The following is a 15322-nucleotide window of genomic DNA, read 5'->3' on the forward strand; positions in this document are numbered from 1 at the left end:
GCGCGGGTGCGCGGCGGGCCGCGGCCCCCCGCCCGGTCAGCGGCGGGCGGTGGCCCGCTGGGCGGCCATGTAGTGGGGCAGGCCGTCGATGTGGGAGCGGCCCACCGGGGCGAAGGAGAGCCGGTCGAGGGCCGGTCCGAAGAAGGACCACGGCCGGTTGAGCTCGGCCGCCCAGCGCCAACTGAACCGGGCACCGTACGCGGTCGGCTCCACCACGTAGTCCTCCACCAGGTGGCGGAAGATGGGCCGGGTCCCTTCCACCCCGCTGAACGTCTTGCGGTGACCCTCCTCCCAGCGGAAGAAGCGCTCGCGCAGGGTGAAGTCACCGCCCATCTCGATCTCCCGGGTGGTGCCGACGCCGAACGGCCGCGGCGAGGTCCACGTGAGCCGCTTCATGCCCTTGGTCCAACTCGACACCCCGTCCCCGGTCAGGGCCTCCCAGGTCTCCTGTGCCGAGTAGGGCACCTCCACCGAGCGGGCGTGGTAGAGGGACGCCGTGGCGAACAGGGCGTCGTCGGCCTCCTCGATCGGGTACCAGCGTGCAGTCATGGGAACAGGTCCTCTTCCGTGCGGTGGTCCCGCGGCGCCGGGGCGACGGGACGGGTGGGAACGGGTGGGCTTGGCGCGGTGGGGCGGTGCTGCGGCGCGGGCGTCGCCAGGGGCCAGCCCACGTGGGGAGTTGAGGAGCCGGGGGACCGCGGGGATCACGCGGGCTTGCGGGCCCTGAAGAGGGCGACGCTGCCCCGCGTCACCAGGTCGAAGTCGTCGAAGTTCTGCTTCAACTGGTCGCGCAGGTCCTCCAGGTTGTCTTCGGAGTTGTGGAAGACGCCCTTGTCGTTGAGGTTGTTCATCAGCCACCGGCCGGCCCCGGACACCGGCACGCCCGAGGAGAGGATGGTGCTGCCGAAGACGGTGCCGCCGGGCCGTACCGTCGCCGCCGCGTGCTTGATCGCCACCCCCTTCTCGCGCAGGCTGCCCGGCACGCAGTGCAGCAGGAAGCTGAGGGCGGCCGAGTCGTGGCTCTCGTCCGGCACCGGCAGCGGCTCCAGCGCGTTGGCGACGACCTTGGTGGTCTCGTAGAACTCCAGCCGCCGCGCGGTGAAGTCCAACGTGCTGGGGTTGAGGTCGGCCAGCGTGATCTTCGGGTTGGAGACAGGGAACCGGGTGCGGGTCAGCAGGTAGCCGGTGCCGACACCCAGTTCCAGGTGCTTGGCCCCGACGCAGGTCGCGTACATCCGGAGGAAGTTCCGCGGCGAGCAGCGCCAGAAGAGCGGGGCGCTGCCGCGGAACACCACCAGGTCGTAGAAGGCCAGCGCCCGTGGGTGGTACGCGGCCTGGCCGTCCAGGACGTCCTGGCCGACCGTGCCGGGCTGCTGGTCGTGTGTGCTGGTCATTTGCTGGTCACCCTCGATCGGAATCGGCTGAATAGCGCACGGGGTCGTGCTGGTCGGTGGAGCGCAGGGCTGGGTCGTGGGTAGGGCGCGGCCGGGCCGCGGCGGGGTCAGGACGGGCCGCCGAGGTGGTCGCCGATGGCCCGCCAAGTCGTGTCGGCGTGTGCGCCGAGGACCGTGAAGTGGTCGCCTGACAGGGCGAGTTCGGTGTGTTCGGTCGGCCAGGCGGGCTGCCAGTCGGCGGTGGGGAAGCCGGGCAGCGGCGTGGCGGCCCGGGCCTGGAGCACCGGGGCGGCGACGGGCCCCGGCTTCCAGTCCGCGAACAGGGTGCCGTAGCCGCCCATCGCGGTGAGGCAGACGTCGTCGAGCACCGCGCCCGCAGGCCCGAGCCCGCCCCCGCCGGCCGCGAGGCCAGCACCCAGCACCGCCTGGATGTGGGGGAGCACCGGGCTGCCGGGCGGATAGCTGTCCACCAGCACCACGCTCACCGGCGGCACGCCGACGGCCTCCAGACGTTCGGCCACGGCGTGCGCGACCCAGCCGCCGGCGGAGTGCCCGAGCAGCGCGAACGGGCCGCCGTCAGCGATCCGTTGGACGTCGGCCACGTGCAGGTCGAGGAGGGCGTCCAGGTCGGCCGGGAGCGCCTCACCGTCGACGAAGCCGGGCGCCGGCACCGCCCACAGGTCGCGCGATCCGCGGGCGGCCGAGGCCAGCCGCGCGTACTGGTGGGCGCCCGACTTGCCGGCGAAGGACGGGAAGCAGACCAGGCGGGGCCCGGCGGGCCCGTGCGCGAGCCGGACCGGTGCGGCGCGCCGGGTCAGCTCATCCGACCTGCGGAAGGTCTCCCGGAAGCGGGCCGCGTCCCGCAGGAAGCCGTCGAACGCGGCGAAGCTGCCCGCGCGCGCGGCGCGTACGGCGAGCGAGCCGAGCAACCCTACGGGCTCGGTCCCAGCCCGGGGCGCGGACCGCGGACCGTCAGCGGCGATCCCCGCGGGCCCCTGCGCCGCGCCCCCTGCCACGGCGCCGGTTCCGACCTGCACCGCGCTGACCTGCGGGGTATCGACCGCCGCCGGCGTGACCGACGGTTCCGTAACTGACGGCCCGCCGGCTGTGTCGGCGCCGGCTGTGTCCGCACCGGGCGCCGGCGCAGGGGGCGGCGCAGCGGTCGGAACCGGCGCCGTGTCCCGTCCCAGCGCCTCCCACTCAGCGAGCAGGTGTGCGGCCAGGTCGTCCAGGGTGGGGTGCTCGAACACGGCGGTGCTCGACAGGGCGACGCCCGTCGCCCGCTGGAGCCCGTCGCGCAGTTCGGTGGCGGCGAGCGAGTCGATGCCGAGCTCCGGCAGGCCGAGGGCGGATTCGACCTCGTCGGTCGTGTCGTGCCCGAGGACGGCCACCACCCGGGTGGCCACCAGCGACCGCAGCACGGCATGGCGCGCCGTCGAGCCCAGGCCCGCGAGCTCGGCCGCCAGCGCGCCCTGAACCTCGTCCACCGACGTTTCGTCCATCGCCGCGCCCGTCGCGTCTGCCGGCGCGCCCGGCGCCCGGACCGTGTCCTCGGGGCCGACCGGCCAGAACCGCCGCCGCTGGAACGCGTACGTCGGCAACGTGACCCGCGGGCCGTCCGCGAGCCGGGTCCCCACCGCAGCCAAGGGGCCACCCGCAGCCAGCGGGCCAGCCACGACCTGGGGGCTGGCACCGCCCTGGCGACCGCCAGCGACCCGCGGCCCGTCGACGCCGCGGTGGCCGGCAGGACGGGCCGTACCGCCGAACACCGCGTCCCAGTCCACCGCAGCCCCGTGGGCGTACGCATGGCCGACCGCCGCCATCGCGCTCTCCGGTTCCGGCCTGCCGCGCCGCAGCACCGGCACCGCAGCGATGGACCCGCCCCGCTCCACCGGCACCTCGCGCACCAGCGCCGACAACACACCGCCCGGGCCGAGTTCGAGCACGCTGGTGATGCCGTCGGCGGCGAGCCGGCGGGCCCCGTCGTGGAACCGTACGGCCGCGCGTACGTGCCGTACCCAGTACTCCGGGTCGGTCAGCTCATCGGCGGTGGCCAGCGCGCCGCTCACGTTGGACAGCACCGGGACGCGCGGCGACCGGTACGCCAGGGTGGCAGCGACCTCACCGAACTCGGCCAACACACCGTCCGTGAGCGGTGAGTGGAACGCCCTGGCCACCCGCAGCCGCTTGGTCCTGCGGCCGAGCGCGGCGAAGCCGGCGGCGATCTCGGTGACCGCGTCGGCCGCCCCGGAGACCACGGTGCTCCGGGGCCCGTTGACGGCCGCGATCGAGACCCGGTCGGCGCGGTCGGCCAGCCGCGCGAGCACCTCGTCCTCGGTGGCCTCAAGCGCCGTCATCGCACCGTCGTCCGGCGTCGCCTGGAGCAGCCTGGCGCGCGCCGCCACCAGCCGGCAGGCGTCGTCGGCCGACCACACCCCGGCCACGTGGGCGGCGGCCAACTCGCCGATCGAGTGCCCGCCGACACAGTCCGGCACCACGCCGAAGGACTCAAGCAGCCGGTAAGCGGCCACGCCCACCGCGAACAGCCCCGGCTGGGTGTACACCGTCTCGTCCAACAACTCGGCGTCCGCCGTGCCGTCCGCCGCGAACAGCACCGACCGCAGCCCCGGCCGCCCCGGCCGGTCCGCGTGCTCGTCCAGCAGCCCGCACAACTCGTCGAGCGCCCGCGCGAAGACCGGGAACGCCTCGTACAGACCGCGCCCCATCCCGGGCCGCTGGCTGCCCTGGCCGGGGAAGAGGAACCCGGTCCGGCCGCCGGTCACCGCGCCCCGCACCACAGCCGGCGCCTCCTCACCCGCCGCCAGCGCGGCGAGCCCGGCCAGCAACCCGGCCCGCTCCGCACCGGCGCCCCGGCTGCCTGCGACGACCACCGCACGGTGGGAGAGCCCGGCGCGGGAGGCCGCCAGCGCGCGGCCGACGTCCACCGGTGCGGCCCCGGGCTGCCGGACCAGGTGCTCCCGCAACCGCTCGGCCTGCGCACGAAGCCCCTGCACGCTGCGCGCGGACAGTGGCCACAGCAGCACGGGCGGCTCGGCCCCGCCCGGCGCGTCGTCCTTGCCCGCGGCGGCGTCCTTGTGCGCAGTGGCGTCCTGGTGTGCGGCACCGTCCGCGTACGCGACACCGTCCGTCTCGTTCGCGCCGGCCGCGCGGTTCGCATCGACCGCGCCTGCCGCGTGCGTAGCGCCGCCCCCAGGCTGTGCCGTCGCCGTCGCCGTCGCCGTCCCTGTCCCGGCTGGGGTCGCGGACTCCGCCTCCGTCGCCGCTTCGGGCGCGGGGGGCGCCTGTTCGATGACCACATGGGCGTTGGTGCCGCTGATGCCGAAGGCGGAGACCCCGGCCCGGCGCGGCCGACCGGTGTCGGGCCAGGTCACCGGCTCGGCGAGCAGGGCGACCCGCCCGGAGTCCCACGCCACGTGCGGAGTGGGCTCCGCCAGGTGCAGGGTCGGCGGCAGCACCCCGTGCTCCATCGCCTTCACCATCTTGATCAACCCGGCGACCCCGGCCGCCGCTGCCGTATGACCGATGTTGGACTTCACCGAACCCAGCCACAGCGGCCGGTCCGCCGGCCGGTCCTGCCCGTAGGTGGCAAGCAGCGCCTGTGCCTCGATCGGGTCACCCAACGGAGTTCCCGTGCCGTGCGCCTCCACCGCGTCCACCTCGCCGGGTGCCAGCCGCGCGTTGGCCAGCGCCTGCCGGATGACGCGCTGCTGCGCGGGTCCGTTCGGCGCGGACAGACCGTTGCTGGCCCCGTCCTGGTTGGTGGCGCTGCCACGCACCGTGGCCAGCACCGGGTGACCGTTGCGCCGGGCGTCGGACAGCCGCTCAAGGAGGAGCAGGCCGACCCCCTCACCCCAGGAGGTGCCGTCGGCGGTCGACGAGAAAGGCTTGCAGCGACCGTCAGGGGCCAGCCCGCGCTGCCGGCTGAAACTGATGAACGCCTGCGGAGTGGACAGCACCGTCACCCCACCGGCCAACGCCAACTCGCTCTCACCCGAGCGCAGCGACTGGCAGGCCAGATGCAGTGCGACCAGCGACGACGAGCACGCGGTGTCCACCGTCACGGCCGGCCCTTCGAGCCCGAAGGCGTACGACAGCCGGCCGGACAGCACGCTGGCAGCGTTGCCCGTCATCAAGTAACCCTCGATGTCGGCCGACGCCCCGAGCACGAGTTGCGGATAGTCCTGACCGCTGGAACCCGCGAACACCCCGGTACGGCTGCCGCGGATCTGAGTCGGGTCGATGCCCGCCCGCTCGAACGCCTCCCACGCGGTCTCCAGGAGCAGCCGCTGCTGCGGGTCCATGGCCAGCGCCTCGCGCGGCCCGATCCCGAAGAACGCGGCGTCGAAGGCGTGCGCGTCGGCGATGAACCCGCCCTCACGCGTGTACGTACGACCGCTGCGGCCCGGGTCGGGGTCGTAGATCCCGTCCACGTCCCAACCGCGGTCCGCGGGGAAGTCCGAGATCGCGTCGGTGCCGTCGACCACCAGCCGCCACAGTTCCTCCGGGTTGTCCACCCCGCCGGGGAACCGGCAGGCCATCGCGACGATCACGATCGGATCGTCATCTACCCCGGTCGTCGCCCGAACTACCGGCGCCGGCCGCGGCACTTCCGTTACGGGGCCCGCGAGTTCGGCCCGCAGCCGCTGGCTCAGCGCCTCCGGCGTGGGATGGTCGAACACCACGGTCGCCGGCAGCCGCACTCCGGCCGCGGCGTTCAACCGGTTGCGCAACTCGACCGCGGTCAACGAGACGAACCCCAACTCGTTGAAGGAACGCCCGGCCTCCGGCGGCCCCTCAAGCCCCAGCACCACAGCGGCATGCGTCCGTACCACCTCAAGCAACAGCCGCTCCTGCTCGCCCACCGCCCGACCGGCCAACTCCCGCCGCAGCTCCGCCCCCGGCGAGTCCCCTTCCCCCTCCACCTCATCCACAACCGACACACCCAACGGCGCAACACCCAAGTCCCGGGTCTCCACCCAGTAGCGCCGCCGCTGGAAGGGGTAGGTGGGGAGGTTCGGGTGGTTGTTGGTGGGTGGGAGGAGGTGGGTCCAGTTGGGGGGTGTGCCGTGGACGGTGGTGGTGGCTGCTGCGGTGAGGAGTTGGGTCCAGTTGCCGTGGTCGCGGCGGAGGGTTCCGGTGATGGTGGTGGGGTGGTTGGTGGTGTCGGTGATGTCGTGGAGTGGGGTGGTGAGGATGGGGTGGGGGCTGATCTCGATGAAGAGGGTGTGTCCGTTGGTGAGTGCGGTGGTGACGGCGTGGGTGAGGAGTACGGGTTGGCGGAGGTTGGTGTACCAGTAGTCGGTGGTGAGTTGGGTGGTGTCGAGGGTTTCGCCGGTGGTGGTGGAGTAGAACGGGATGTCGCTCGCCGTCGGCTTCAACTCGCCCAAGCTGTCGGCCAGTTGGCTTTGTATGGCTTCGACGTAGGGGCTGTGTGATGCGTAGTCGACGTTGATGCGGCGGGCGTGAATGCCCTGCTGTTCGCAGTGGTCGAGGAGTTGCTCTACTGCGGTGGTTTCGCCGGCGATGACGGTGGTGTGGGGTCCGTTGTGTGCGGCGATGTGGAGCTGGTCTCCCCATGCCCCGGGGAGTTGCTGAGTTGCTTCGGGGGTGAGGGAGACCGATGCCATGGTGCCGTGGCCGGTGAGGGAGGTGTGGATGGCCTGGCTGCGGAGCGCGGTGACCCGAGCGCCGTCTTCCAGCGTCAGTGCCCCGGCGATGACGGCGGCCGGGATTTCGCCTTGGGAGTGTCCGATGACGGCGGCGGGTTGGATGCCGAGGGACTGCCACACCCTGGCGAGAGAGACCATGACGGCAAACAGCGCGGGTTGGACGATGTCCACGCGCTCGATGGGTTCACCGTTGGTGAGTACCTCGGTGAGTGACCAGTCCACGTATGGTGCGAGTGCGTTCTCGCATTCGGCTATTGACTGGCGGAAGACGTCGGATGTGGTGAGGAGTTCGGTGGCCATGCCGGTCCACTGCGAGCCCTGACCTGGGAAGACGAACACAGGCTTCGTGTGGTCGCCGCTGCCGGTGACCAGGCTTGGGTGTTCTCGTCCCTCGGCGAGGGCGTGGAGTTGCTCCAGCAGGTGGTCGCGGTCGTGGGTGAGGAGTACGGCGCGGTGTTCCAGGGTGGCTCGGCCGGTGAGGAGGGTGTGGGCGATGGCGTGCGGGTTGGTGTCGGGGTGTTCTTCGACGTACGTGGCGAGTTGTGCGGCCTGGGCGCGAAGGGCCCGGCTGCCGCGGGCCGAGAGGACGACGGGGATGACACCCGTCTCCACGGTCGGGCCCGCAGCGGCCGGTGCGTCCTCGGGTGACGCGCCCGGGGCAGCTTCCGGGGCCTGTTCCAGGATGACGTGGGCGTTGGTGCCGCTGGCGCCGAAGGAGGAGACGGCGGCCCGGCGGGGGCGGTCAGTCTCGGGCCAGGGGCGGGCTTCGGTGAGCAGGCGTACGGCCCCGGACTCCCAGTCGACGTGCGGCGTGGGCTCGTCCACGTGCAGCGTCTTGGGCAGCGTGGCGTGGCGTAGTGCGAGGACCATTTTGATGATGCCGCCGACGCCGGCCGCGGCCTGGGTGTGTCCGATGTTGGACTTCAGCGATCCCAGCCACAGCGGCCGGTCCGCCGGCCGGTCCTGCCCGTAGGTGGCGAGCAGCGCCTGTGCCTCGATCGGGTCACCCAACCGCGTGCCCGTGCCGTGCGCCTCCACCACGTCGATGTCGTCGGTGGTCAGCCTGGCATTGCTCAGGGCCTGCCAGATGACGCGCTGCTGCGCGGGGCCGTTGGGCGCGGTGAGCCCGTTGGACGCGCCGTCCTGGTTGATGGCCGACCCGCGCAGTACGGCGAGGACCTGGTGGCCGTTGCGCTGTGCATCGGAGAGGCGTTCGAGGAGGAGTACGCCGACACCTTCGCCCCAGCCGGTGCCGTCGGCTGCGGCGGCGAATGCCTTGCAGCGGCCGTCGGGGGAGAGGCCGCGTTGGCGGCTGAACTCGATGAACATGCCGGGGGCGGCCATGATGGCGGCGCCGCCGGCGAGGGCGAGGGTGGTTTCCCCGCGGCGTAGTGACTGGGCGGCCAGGTGCAGCGCGACCAGCGACGACGAGCAGGCCGTGTCGACCGTGAGCGCCGGGCCTTCAAGCCCGAACACGTACGACAACCGCCCGGAAATGACGCTCGCCGCGCCGCCCGACAGCAGATAGCCCTCCAGGTTCTCGGTCGCCCGCTGGACGAGCGACGCGTAGTCCTGTTGGCCGGTGCCCATGAAGACGCCGGTGCTGCTGCCGCGCAGCGTGGTCGGGTCGATGCCGGCCCGCTCGAACGTCTCCCAGGTCGTCTCCAGGAGCAGCCGCTGCTGCGGGTCCATCGCCAGCGCCTCGCGCGGACCGATGCCGAAGAAGCCCGCGTCGAAGTGGCCCGCATCGTCGATGAAGCAACCCTCGCGCCCGTACGTCGTGCCCGGCTGGTCCGGGTCCGGGTCGTACAGCCCCGTCACGTCCCAGCCGCGGTCGGTGGGGAACGGCGTCGCGGTGTCCCGGCCCTCCGCCAGGAGGCGCCACAGCTTCTCCGTGGTGTCGGCGCCCCCCGGGTAGCGGCAGGCCATGCCCACGATGGCGATCGGCTCGCCCTCGACGGACTCCAACTCCTGGAGGCGACGGCGCGTCTCCTGGAGGTCGGTCGACACCCGCTTGAGGAAGTAACGCAGCTTTTCCTCGGTCTCGCTCGCCACGGTGGTGCCACCCTTTCGGAAGGTCAGGAGGTCGGGAGAAGGCGGTGGGTTACGGCGGGGAGCGGCAGCCCCCGGCGGTCAGGAGATGCCGAGTTCGTTGGTGATGAAGTCGAAGACCTCGTCGTCCGCGGCGTCCGCCGCGAGACCGGTGGGGGCCGTCGACTCGGCGGCCGGCCGCTCGTCCCAGCGGGCCAGGACGGCACGCAGCCTGGTCGCGATCCGCGGCTGGTCCGGATGGTCGGCGGCGACCGTCGTCAAGAGCGCTTCGAACCGGTCGAGTTCGGCCAGCACCGGCTCGGCGTCCGGCGCACCCTCTTGGGGCAGCGCACCGTCCAGATAGCGGGCCAGGGACCGGGACGTGGGCTGATCGAAGATCAGCGTGGCCGGCAGCCGGAGCCCGGTGTGGGTGGCGAGCCGATTGCGCAGCTCCACGGCCGTCAGCGAGTCGAACCCCAGGTCGTTGAAGGCCCGTTCGCCCTGTACGGCCGTCGCGTTCGGGTGGCCGAGGACGCTGGCCACCGCGCCGCGCACCAGGTCGAGCAGGACCCGCTCGCGCTCCTCGCCCGCCAACCCGGTCACCTTCCCGCGCCACTCACCCGCTGCCCCGCCGTCCGCCGCGCCCGGCGCCGCCGGGGGCCCGGTCAACGAGTGCAGCAGCGGCACCGCGTCACCCGCCCCGCGCAGCGCGGCCAGGTTCAGCCGTACGGGGAGGAGTACGGGGTCGTCCCCGGCCAGCGCGGTGTCGAAGAGCGCGAGCCCGTCGTGCGGTGCCAGCGGCAGCACGCCCGAGCGGCGCATGCGGCGCCGGGCCGCCTCGTCCAGCGCACCCACCATGCCGCCGTCCTGCTCCCACGGCCCCCAGGCCAGGGCGCGCGCCGGCAACCCGCGCGCCACGCGGTGCTGGGCGAGGGCGTCGAGGAAGGCGTTCGCGGCCGTGTAGTTGCCCTGTCCGGCGCCGCCGAGCGTGGCCGCCGCCGAGGAGAACAGGACGAACGCGTCCAGTTCCAACCCCTCGGTGAGCTCGTGCAGATGCCAGGCCGCGTCCGCCTTCGGGCCCAACACGGTCTCCAAGCGCTCCGCCGACAGCGCCTCCAGCGCGCCGTCGTCCACCACGCCCGCCGCGTGCACGACCGCGGTCAGCGGGTGCTCCGCCGGGATCGCGGCCAACGCCCCGGCCAGCGCCGCACGGTCCGACACGTCACAGCCGACCACCGTGACCTGCGCCCCCGCGGCGGTGAGCTCGGCCGTGAGCGCATCGGCGCCGGGGGCCTGCGGCCCGCTTCGGGCGAGCAACAGCAGGTGGCGCACGCCGTGCTCGGTGACCAGGTGCCGGGCCAGCAGCGCACCGAGCGCCCCCGTACCACCGGTGACCAGGACCGTGCCGGCACGGACGGCCAGCCGCTGCGGGCTGGCCGCGGCAGCCGCGGTGGCGCCTTCGGCCCGGACCAGCCGCGGTACGAACAGACCGGCTGACCGCGCAGCGAACTGCGGTTCACTGACGGTGGCGGCGTGCCAAAGGGCCCGCCGGACGTCCGATCCCGCGCCCAGGTCGAGCAGTGTGAACCGGTCAGGGTGCTCCGCCTGCGCCGCCCGCACCAGGCCCCATACCGGTGCCTGCGCCAGGTTCGGCACGTCGTCTCCCCGCCCGGCGGCGACCGCGCCGCCGGTCACCACGATCAGCCGGGAGGCGGCGAACCGCTCGTCACCAACCCACGCCAGCAGCGCGGTACGCACCCACTCCAGCACCTCCCTGGTCGCCTCGGGCACGGCCACGGCGGCGCTCGTACCACTTGCGTCCGTACCACTTGCGTCCGTACCGGGCACGCCTGCACCCGATGCGGACGCACCCGCGGGCGCGTGTGGGCAGGTCAGGAAGACGGCCCCGGGGAGCGGGCGGCCCCCGGCCACCGCGTCCGCCAGGTCGACCAGGTGCGCATAGCGCTCCGGCGCGCCCGGCTGGCCGGCGGGTTCGACATCGGCCAGCGGATCGTAGGGCCCGACCACCACCCGGTCGGCGCCGGCGAACCAGTCCGCCAGGTCAGCCTGATCCGCGCCGGCCGCCCCGTCGATTCCCTCGGTTACGGCAGCGTCCGCAGAGCCCGCACCGGTTGCGCTCCACTCGACGCGGAACAGCGCGTCCCCGGCGGGCGCCCCGGCGGCGGACCGCAACTGCGCCAACGAAACCGGGCGTGCCCGCAACGCCGCAACCGACCCGACCGGCGCGCCCGTCTCGTCGCTCACCAGCAACGACATGGCGTCAGGGCCCGCGGGCGAGAGCCGTACCCGCAGTCGGGCGGCACCGGTACGGGCGCGCCGTACGCCCTGCCACGCGAAGGGCAGCAGCACCTGGTCCCCGGTGTTGCCCACCAGCCCCGCGTGCAGTGCGGCGTCCAGCAGGGCGGGGTGCACACCGTAGGCGGCGGCGTCCGCCCGGTACGGCTCGGGCAGTTCGACCTCGCCGTAGACGTCGTCGCCCGCGCGCCACACGGCCCGCAGGCCCCGGAAGGACGGGCCGTAGCTGAAGCCGTCCAGGGCCACCGTGCGGTAGAAGTCGGTGATGTCGACGGGGGCGGCACCCGGCGGCGGCCAGGCGCCGTCGAGCCCGTCAGGCCCTGCGGGCGCGTCCGGTGCGGCGTGGCCGGCGTCGGGCACCGCGGCCAGCAGACCGCTCGCGTGCCGGGTCCAGGGTTCGGCGTCGGCGCCGTCCGGGCGGGCGTGTACGGAAATCGGTCGCCGGCCCTCCGCGTCGGGCGCACCCACCCGGAGCTGGACCCGCACCGCCCCGTCGGCCGGCAGGATCAGCGGACTCTCCTGGTCGAGCTCCTCCACGCCCGGGCAGCCCACCAACTGGCCCGCGTGCAGGGCGAGTTCGAGGTAGGCCGTGCCGGGCACCACCACCGTGCCCAGTACGACGTGATCGGCCAGCCACGGATGCGTACGGGCCGACAGCCTGCCGGTCAGCAGCAGACCGTCCCCGTCGGCCGGGGTGAGCGCCGCGGCGAGCAGCGGGTGCCCGGTGGCGTCCAGGCCCAGGTCTGCGGGTTTTGCCCCGGCCGGGCCCGGCGCCAGCCAGTAGCGCTCGCCCTGGAACGGGTAGGTGGGCAGTTCGACCCGCACCCCCGGCTCCGGCTGGTCACCCGACTCCGCCAGGTAGCGCCGCCAGTCCGGGCCAAGGCCCCGCACGTGCAGGGTGCCGAGGGCGGTGAGCACGGTCGTCGGCTCCGGGTGGCCGGCGTGCAGCAGGGGCACCGCGGCCACCTTGTCGGCGCCCGCCTCCGCGGCGCTGTCGAGGGCCATCGCGCACAGTACGCGGTCGGGGCCGAGTTCGAGGAAGGTGCGCACACCCTGCTCGGCGAGGTGGCGGACCCCGGCGTGGAAGCGCACGGCCTCGCGGACATGCCGCACCCAGTAGTCGGCCGAGCGGAGCTGCTCGCCGGTGGCCGGCGCCCCGGTCACGTTGGAGATCAGCGGCAGGGTCGGTTCGTGCGTCGGCAACTGCGCCATGACCGTACGGAACGCCTCCAACATGCCGTCCATGTGTGGGGAGTGGAAGGCGTGGCTGACGCTCAGCTCCTTGGTGCGGCGGCCCAGGTCGCGCAGCGCGGCGGCGATCTGACGTACCCCGTCCGCGTCGCCCGACACCACGACCGACGTCGGCCCGTTGACCGCGGCGATGCCGACCGTCCCGTCACCGTCGGTCAGCAGGTTGGCGACCTCATCTTCGGTCGCCTCCACCGCGACCATCTGCCCGCCGGTGGGCAACTCCTGCATCAGCCGCCCCCGGGCGGCCACCGCGGTCACCGCGTCCTCCAGCGTGAACACGCCGGCCACGTGGGCGGCGGCCAGCTCGCCGATGGAGTGGCCGACGAGGAAGTCGGGGCGCACCCCCCACGACTCCACCAGCCGGAACAGGGCCACTTCGAGGGCGAACAGCGCACACTGCGCCCAGGCCGTCTGGCGTAGCAGCTCCACCTGCTGCGGGTACGAGGCCGAGCCCTCGTCGGCGAGCAGCGCCGCCCGCAACGGCAGTCCGGTGCGCTCCGTCAGCAGGGCGCAGACACCGTCCAGCGCATCGGCGAACACCGGGTACGCCTCGTACAACTCCCTTCCTGCGCCGGCGCGTTGTGCGCCCTGGCCGGTGAAGAGGAAGGCGAGCCCACCGCCCCGTGCCGCCTCGCCCAGCACGGTGTGCTCGCCGGCGGCCCCACGGGCGAGCCCACCGAGCGCGGCGAGCAGCTCCGTGCGCCCGGCGCCCACGACCACCGCCCGGTGGGTGAGATCGGCCCGGGTGGTGGTCAGCGCCCGGGCGACCGCGAGCGGCTCCCATTCCGGGCGTGCGGTGAGCGCCTCCCGTATCCGCCCGGCCTGCACGCGGAGCGCCTCGGGACTGGCTGCGGACAGTGTCCACGGAACGGTTGGGGCCGCGGGGGCGGCGGCTCGGCCCTGGCTTGCGACGGTGGAACCCCGCCCGGTGTTCGGCACGCGAACTCCGTTCGCCTCGCGAACGCCGGTCGTGGCTGTGGCTGTGGCTGTGGCTGTGACTGTGGTCGTGGCTGTGGTGGTGCCGGTGCTGGCACCGGCGTTGGCCGTGGTGTCGGCAGCGGCGGCACCGGTGTCCGTTTCGGTGTCCGTGGCCCCGACCGGCCGTCCGGTGGCGCGGGACGCGGGCCCGCCGCCCGTACCGCCGGCACCACCCGTACCACTCGCACCGGCCGCACCACCCGTCCCCGCGTCGGCCGCATCGGCCGTTCCCCCGTCGGCTGGGTCGGCCGCTTCGAGGATGACGTGGGCGTTGGTGCCGCTGATGCCGAAGGAGGACACCGCGGCCCGCCGCGGTCGGTCGACCGCCGGCCACTGCTGCGCCTCGGTGAGGAGTTCCACCGCGCCGCGGGACCAGTCGACCTGGGTGGCCGGCGCGTCCACGTGCAAGGTGCGCGGCAGCACCCCGTGGCGCAGCGCGAGCACGGTCTTGATGACGCCGGCGACACCCGCGGCGAGCTGAGTGTGTCCGATGTTGGACTTCACCGAGCCCAGCCACAGCGGCCGGTCCGCCGGCCGGTCCTGCCCGTAGGTGGCGAGCAGCGCCTGTGCCTCGATCGGGTCACCCAGCCGGGTGCCCGTGCCGTGCGCCTCCACCGCGTCCACCTCGCCGGGCGCCAGCCGGGCATCGGCGAGCGCCTGCCGGATGACGCGCTGCTGCGCGGGCCCGCTCGGCGCGGTGAGCCCGTTGGACGCCCCGTCCTGGTTGACGGCGCTGCCGCGCAGCACGGCCAGCACCCGGTGCCCGGTACGGCGCGCCTCGGACAGCCGCATCACCAGCAGCAGGCCGACGCCCTCGCCCCAGGAAGTGCCGTCGGCGCCGTTCGCGAACGCCTTGCAGCGACCGTCGGGCGCCAGCCCGCGCTGCCGGCTGAACTCCACGAACATGTGCGGCGCCGCCATCACCGCGGCCCCGCCCACCAACGCCGCGGTGCACTCGCCACTCCGCAGCGCCTGCGCCGCCAGATGCAGCGCCACCAGCGACGACGAGCACGCCGTGTCCACCGTAAGGGCCGGCCCCTCAAGGCCGAAGGAGTAGGCCAGCCGCCCGGACGCCACACTGACCGTCGTCCCCGTCAGCAGATAGCCCTCGGCCCCCTCCGAAGCGGCCTGCGCCCCGGCCCCGTACCCGAGTGGGGACGCGCCGACGAACACCCCGGTCCGGCTGCCGCGCACCGACGAGGGGTCGATGCCGGCCCGCTCGAAGACCTCCCACGCCGTCTCCAGGAGCAGCCGTTGCTGCGGGTCCATGGCCAGCGCCTCACGCGGGCTGATCCCGAAGAACGCCGCGTCGAACCGCTCCGCGTCCCGCAGGAAGGCGCCGTGCCGCACATAACTCTTGCCCGGCCGGTCCGGATCGGGGTCGTACAGGCCCTCGGCGTCCCAGCCGCGCTCGGCCGGGAACTCGGTGACGGCGTCCCGGCCCTCGCTCAGCAACTGCCAGAAGTCCTCGGGCGATGCGACGCCGCCGGGGAAGCGGCAGGCCATGCCGACAATCGCGATCGGCTCGTGCCGTGCGTCGGTGAGCTGCCGGTTGCGCTGCTCAAGACGCTTGTTCTCCTTTACCGAGTGCCGCAGCGCCTCCAGGACGCGTTCGTGCGAAGCAGGTGTCTGTGGTGCGGTCATCGTCTTCTCCACCATCCG

At 73.8% G+C, this 15322-nt stretch carries 4 protein-coding genes; all 4 read right to left on the minus strand.

The window, feature by feature from the left end:
- Positions 1–36: 36 nt before the first annotated feature.
- Positions 37–549, minus strand: a complete 513-nt coding sequence (locus ACMA1D_RS13195) for an SRPBCC family protein (RefSeq protein ID WP_414724116.1) — start codon at positions 547–549, stop codon at positions 37–39.
- Between the two features lie 155 nt (positions 550–704).
- The gene (locus ACMA1D_RS13200; RefSeq protein ID WP_414724117.1) at positions 705–1394 is read right to left on the minus strand and encodes a class I SAM-dependent methyltransferase; all 690 of its coding nucleotides are present in this window, start codon (positions 1392–1394) and stop codon (positions 705–707) included.
- A 107-nt stretch (positions 1395–1501) separates the two neighbouring features.
- Positions 1502–9139, minus strand: coding sequence for a type I polyketide synthase (locus ACMA1D_RS13205; protein ID WP_414724118.1), 7638 nt, complete (start codon positions 9137–9139; stop codon positions 1502–1504).
- A gap of 78 nt (positions 9140–9217) precedes the next feature.
- Entirely contained in the window at positions 9218–15304 is a 6087-nt protein-coding gene (locus ACMA1D_RS13210) for a type I polyketide synthase (protein WP_414724119.1), read from the minus strand.
- Positions 15305–15322 lie beyond the last annotated feature (18 nt).

The sequence above is a fragment of the Streptomyces sp. 796.1 genome, from assembly GCF_047525675.1.
Lineage (GTDB): Bacteria > Actinomycetota > Actinomycetes > Streptomycetales > Streptomycetaceae > Streptomyces.

Excerpts from the sequence above, each read along its gene's own strand:
- ACMA1D_RS13195 (WP_414724116.1), bottom strand. The coding sequence starts at position 549 with ATGACTGCACGCTGGTACCCGATCGAGGAGGCCGACGACGCCCTGTTC.
- ACMA1D_RS13200 (WP_414724117.1), bottom strand. The coding sequence starts at position 1,394 with ATGACCAGCACACACGACCAGCAGCCCGGCACGGTCGGCCAGGACGTC.
- ACMA1D_RS13210 (WP_414724119.1), bottom strand. The coding sequence starts at position 15,304 with ATGACCGCACCACAGACACCTGCTTCGCACGAACGCGTCCTGGAGGCG.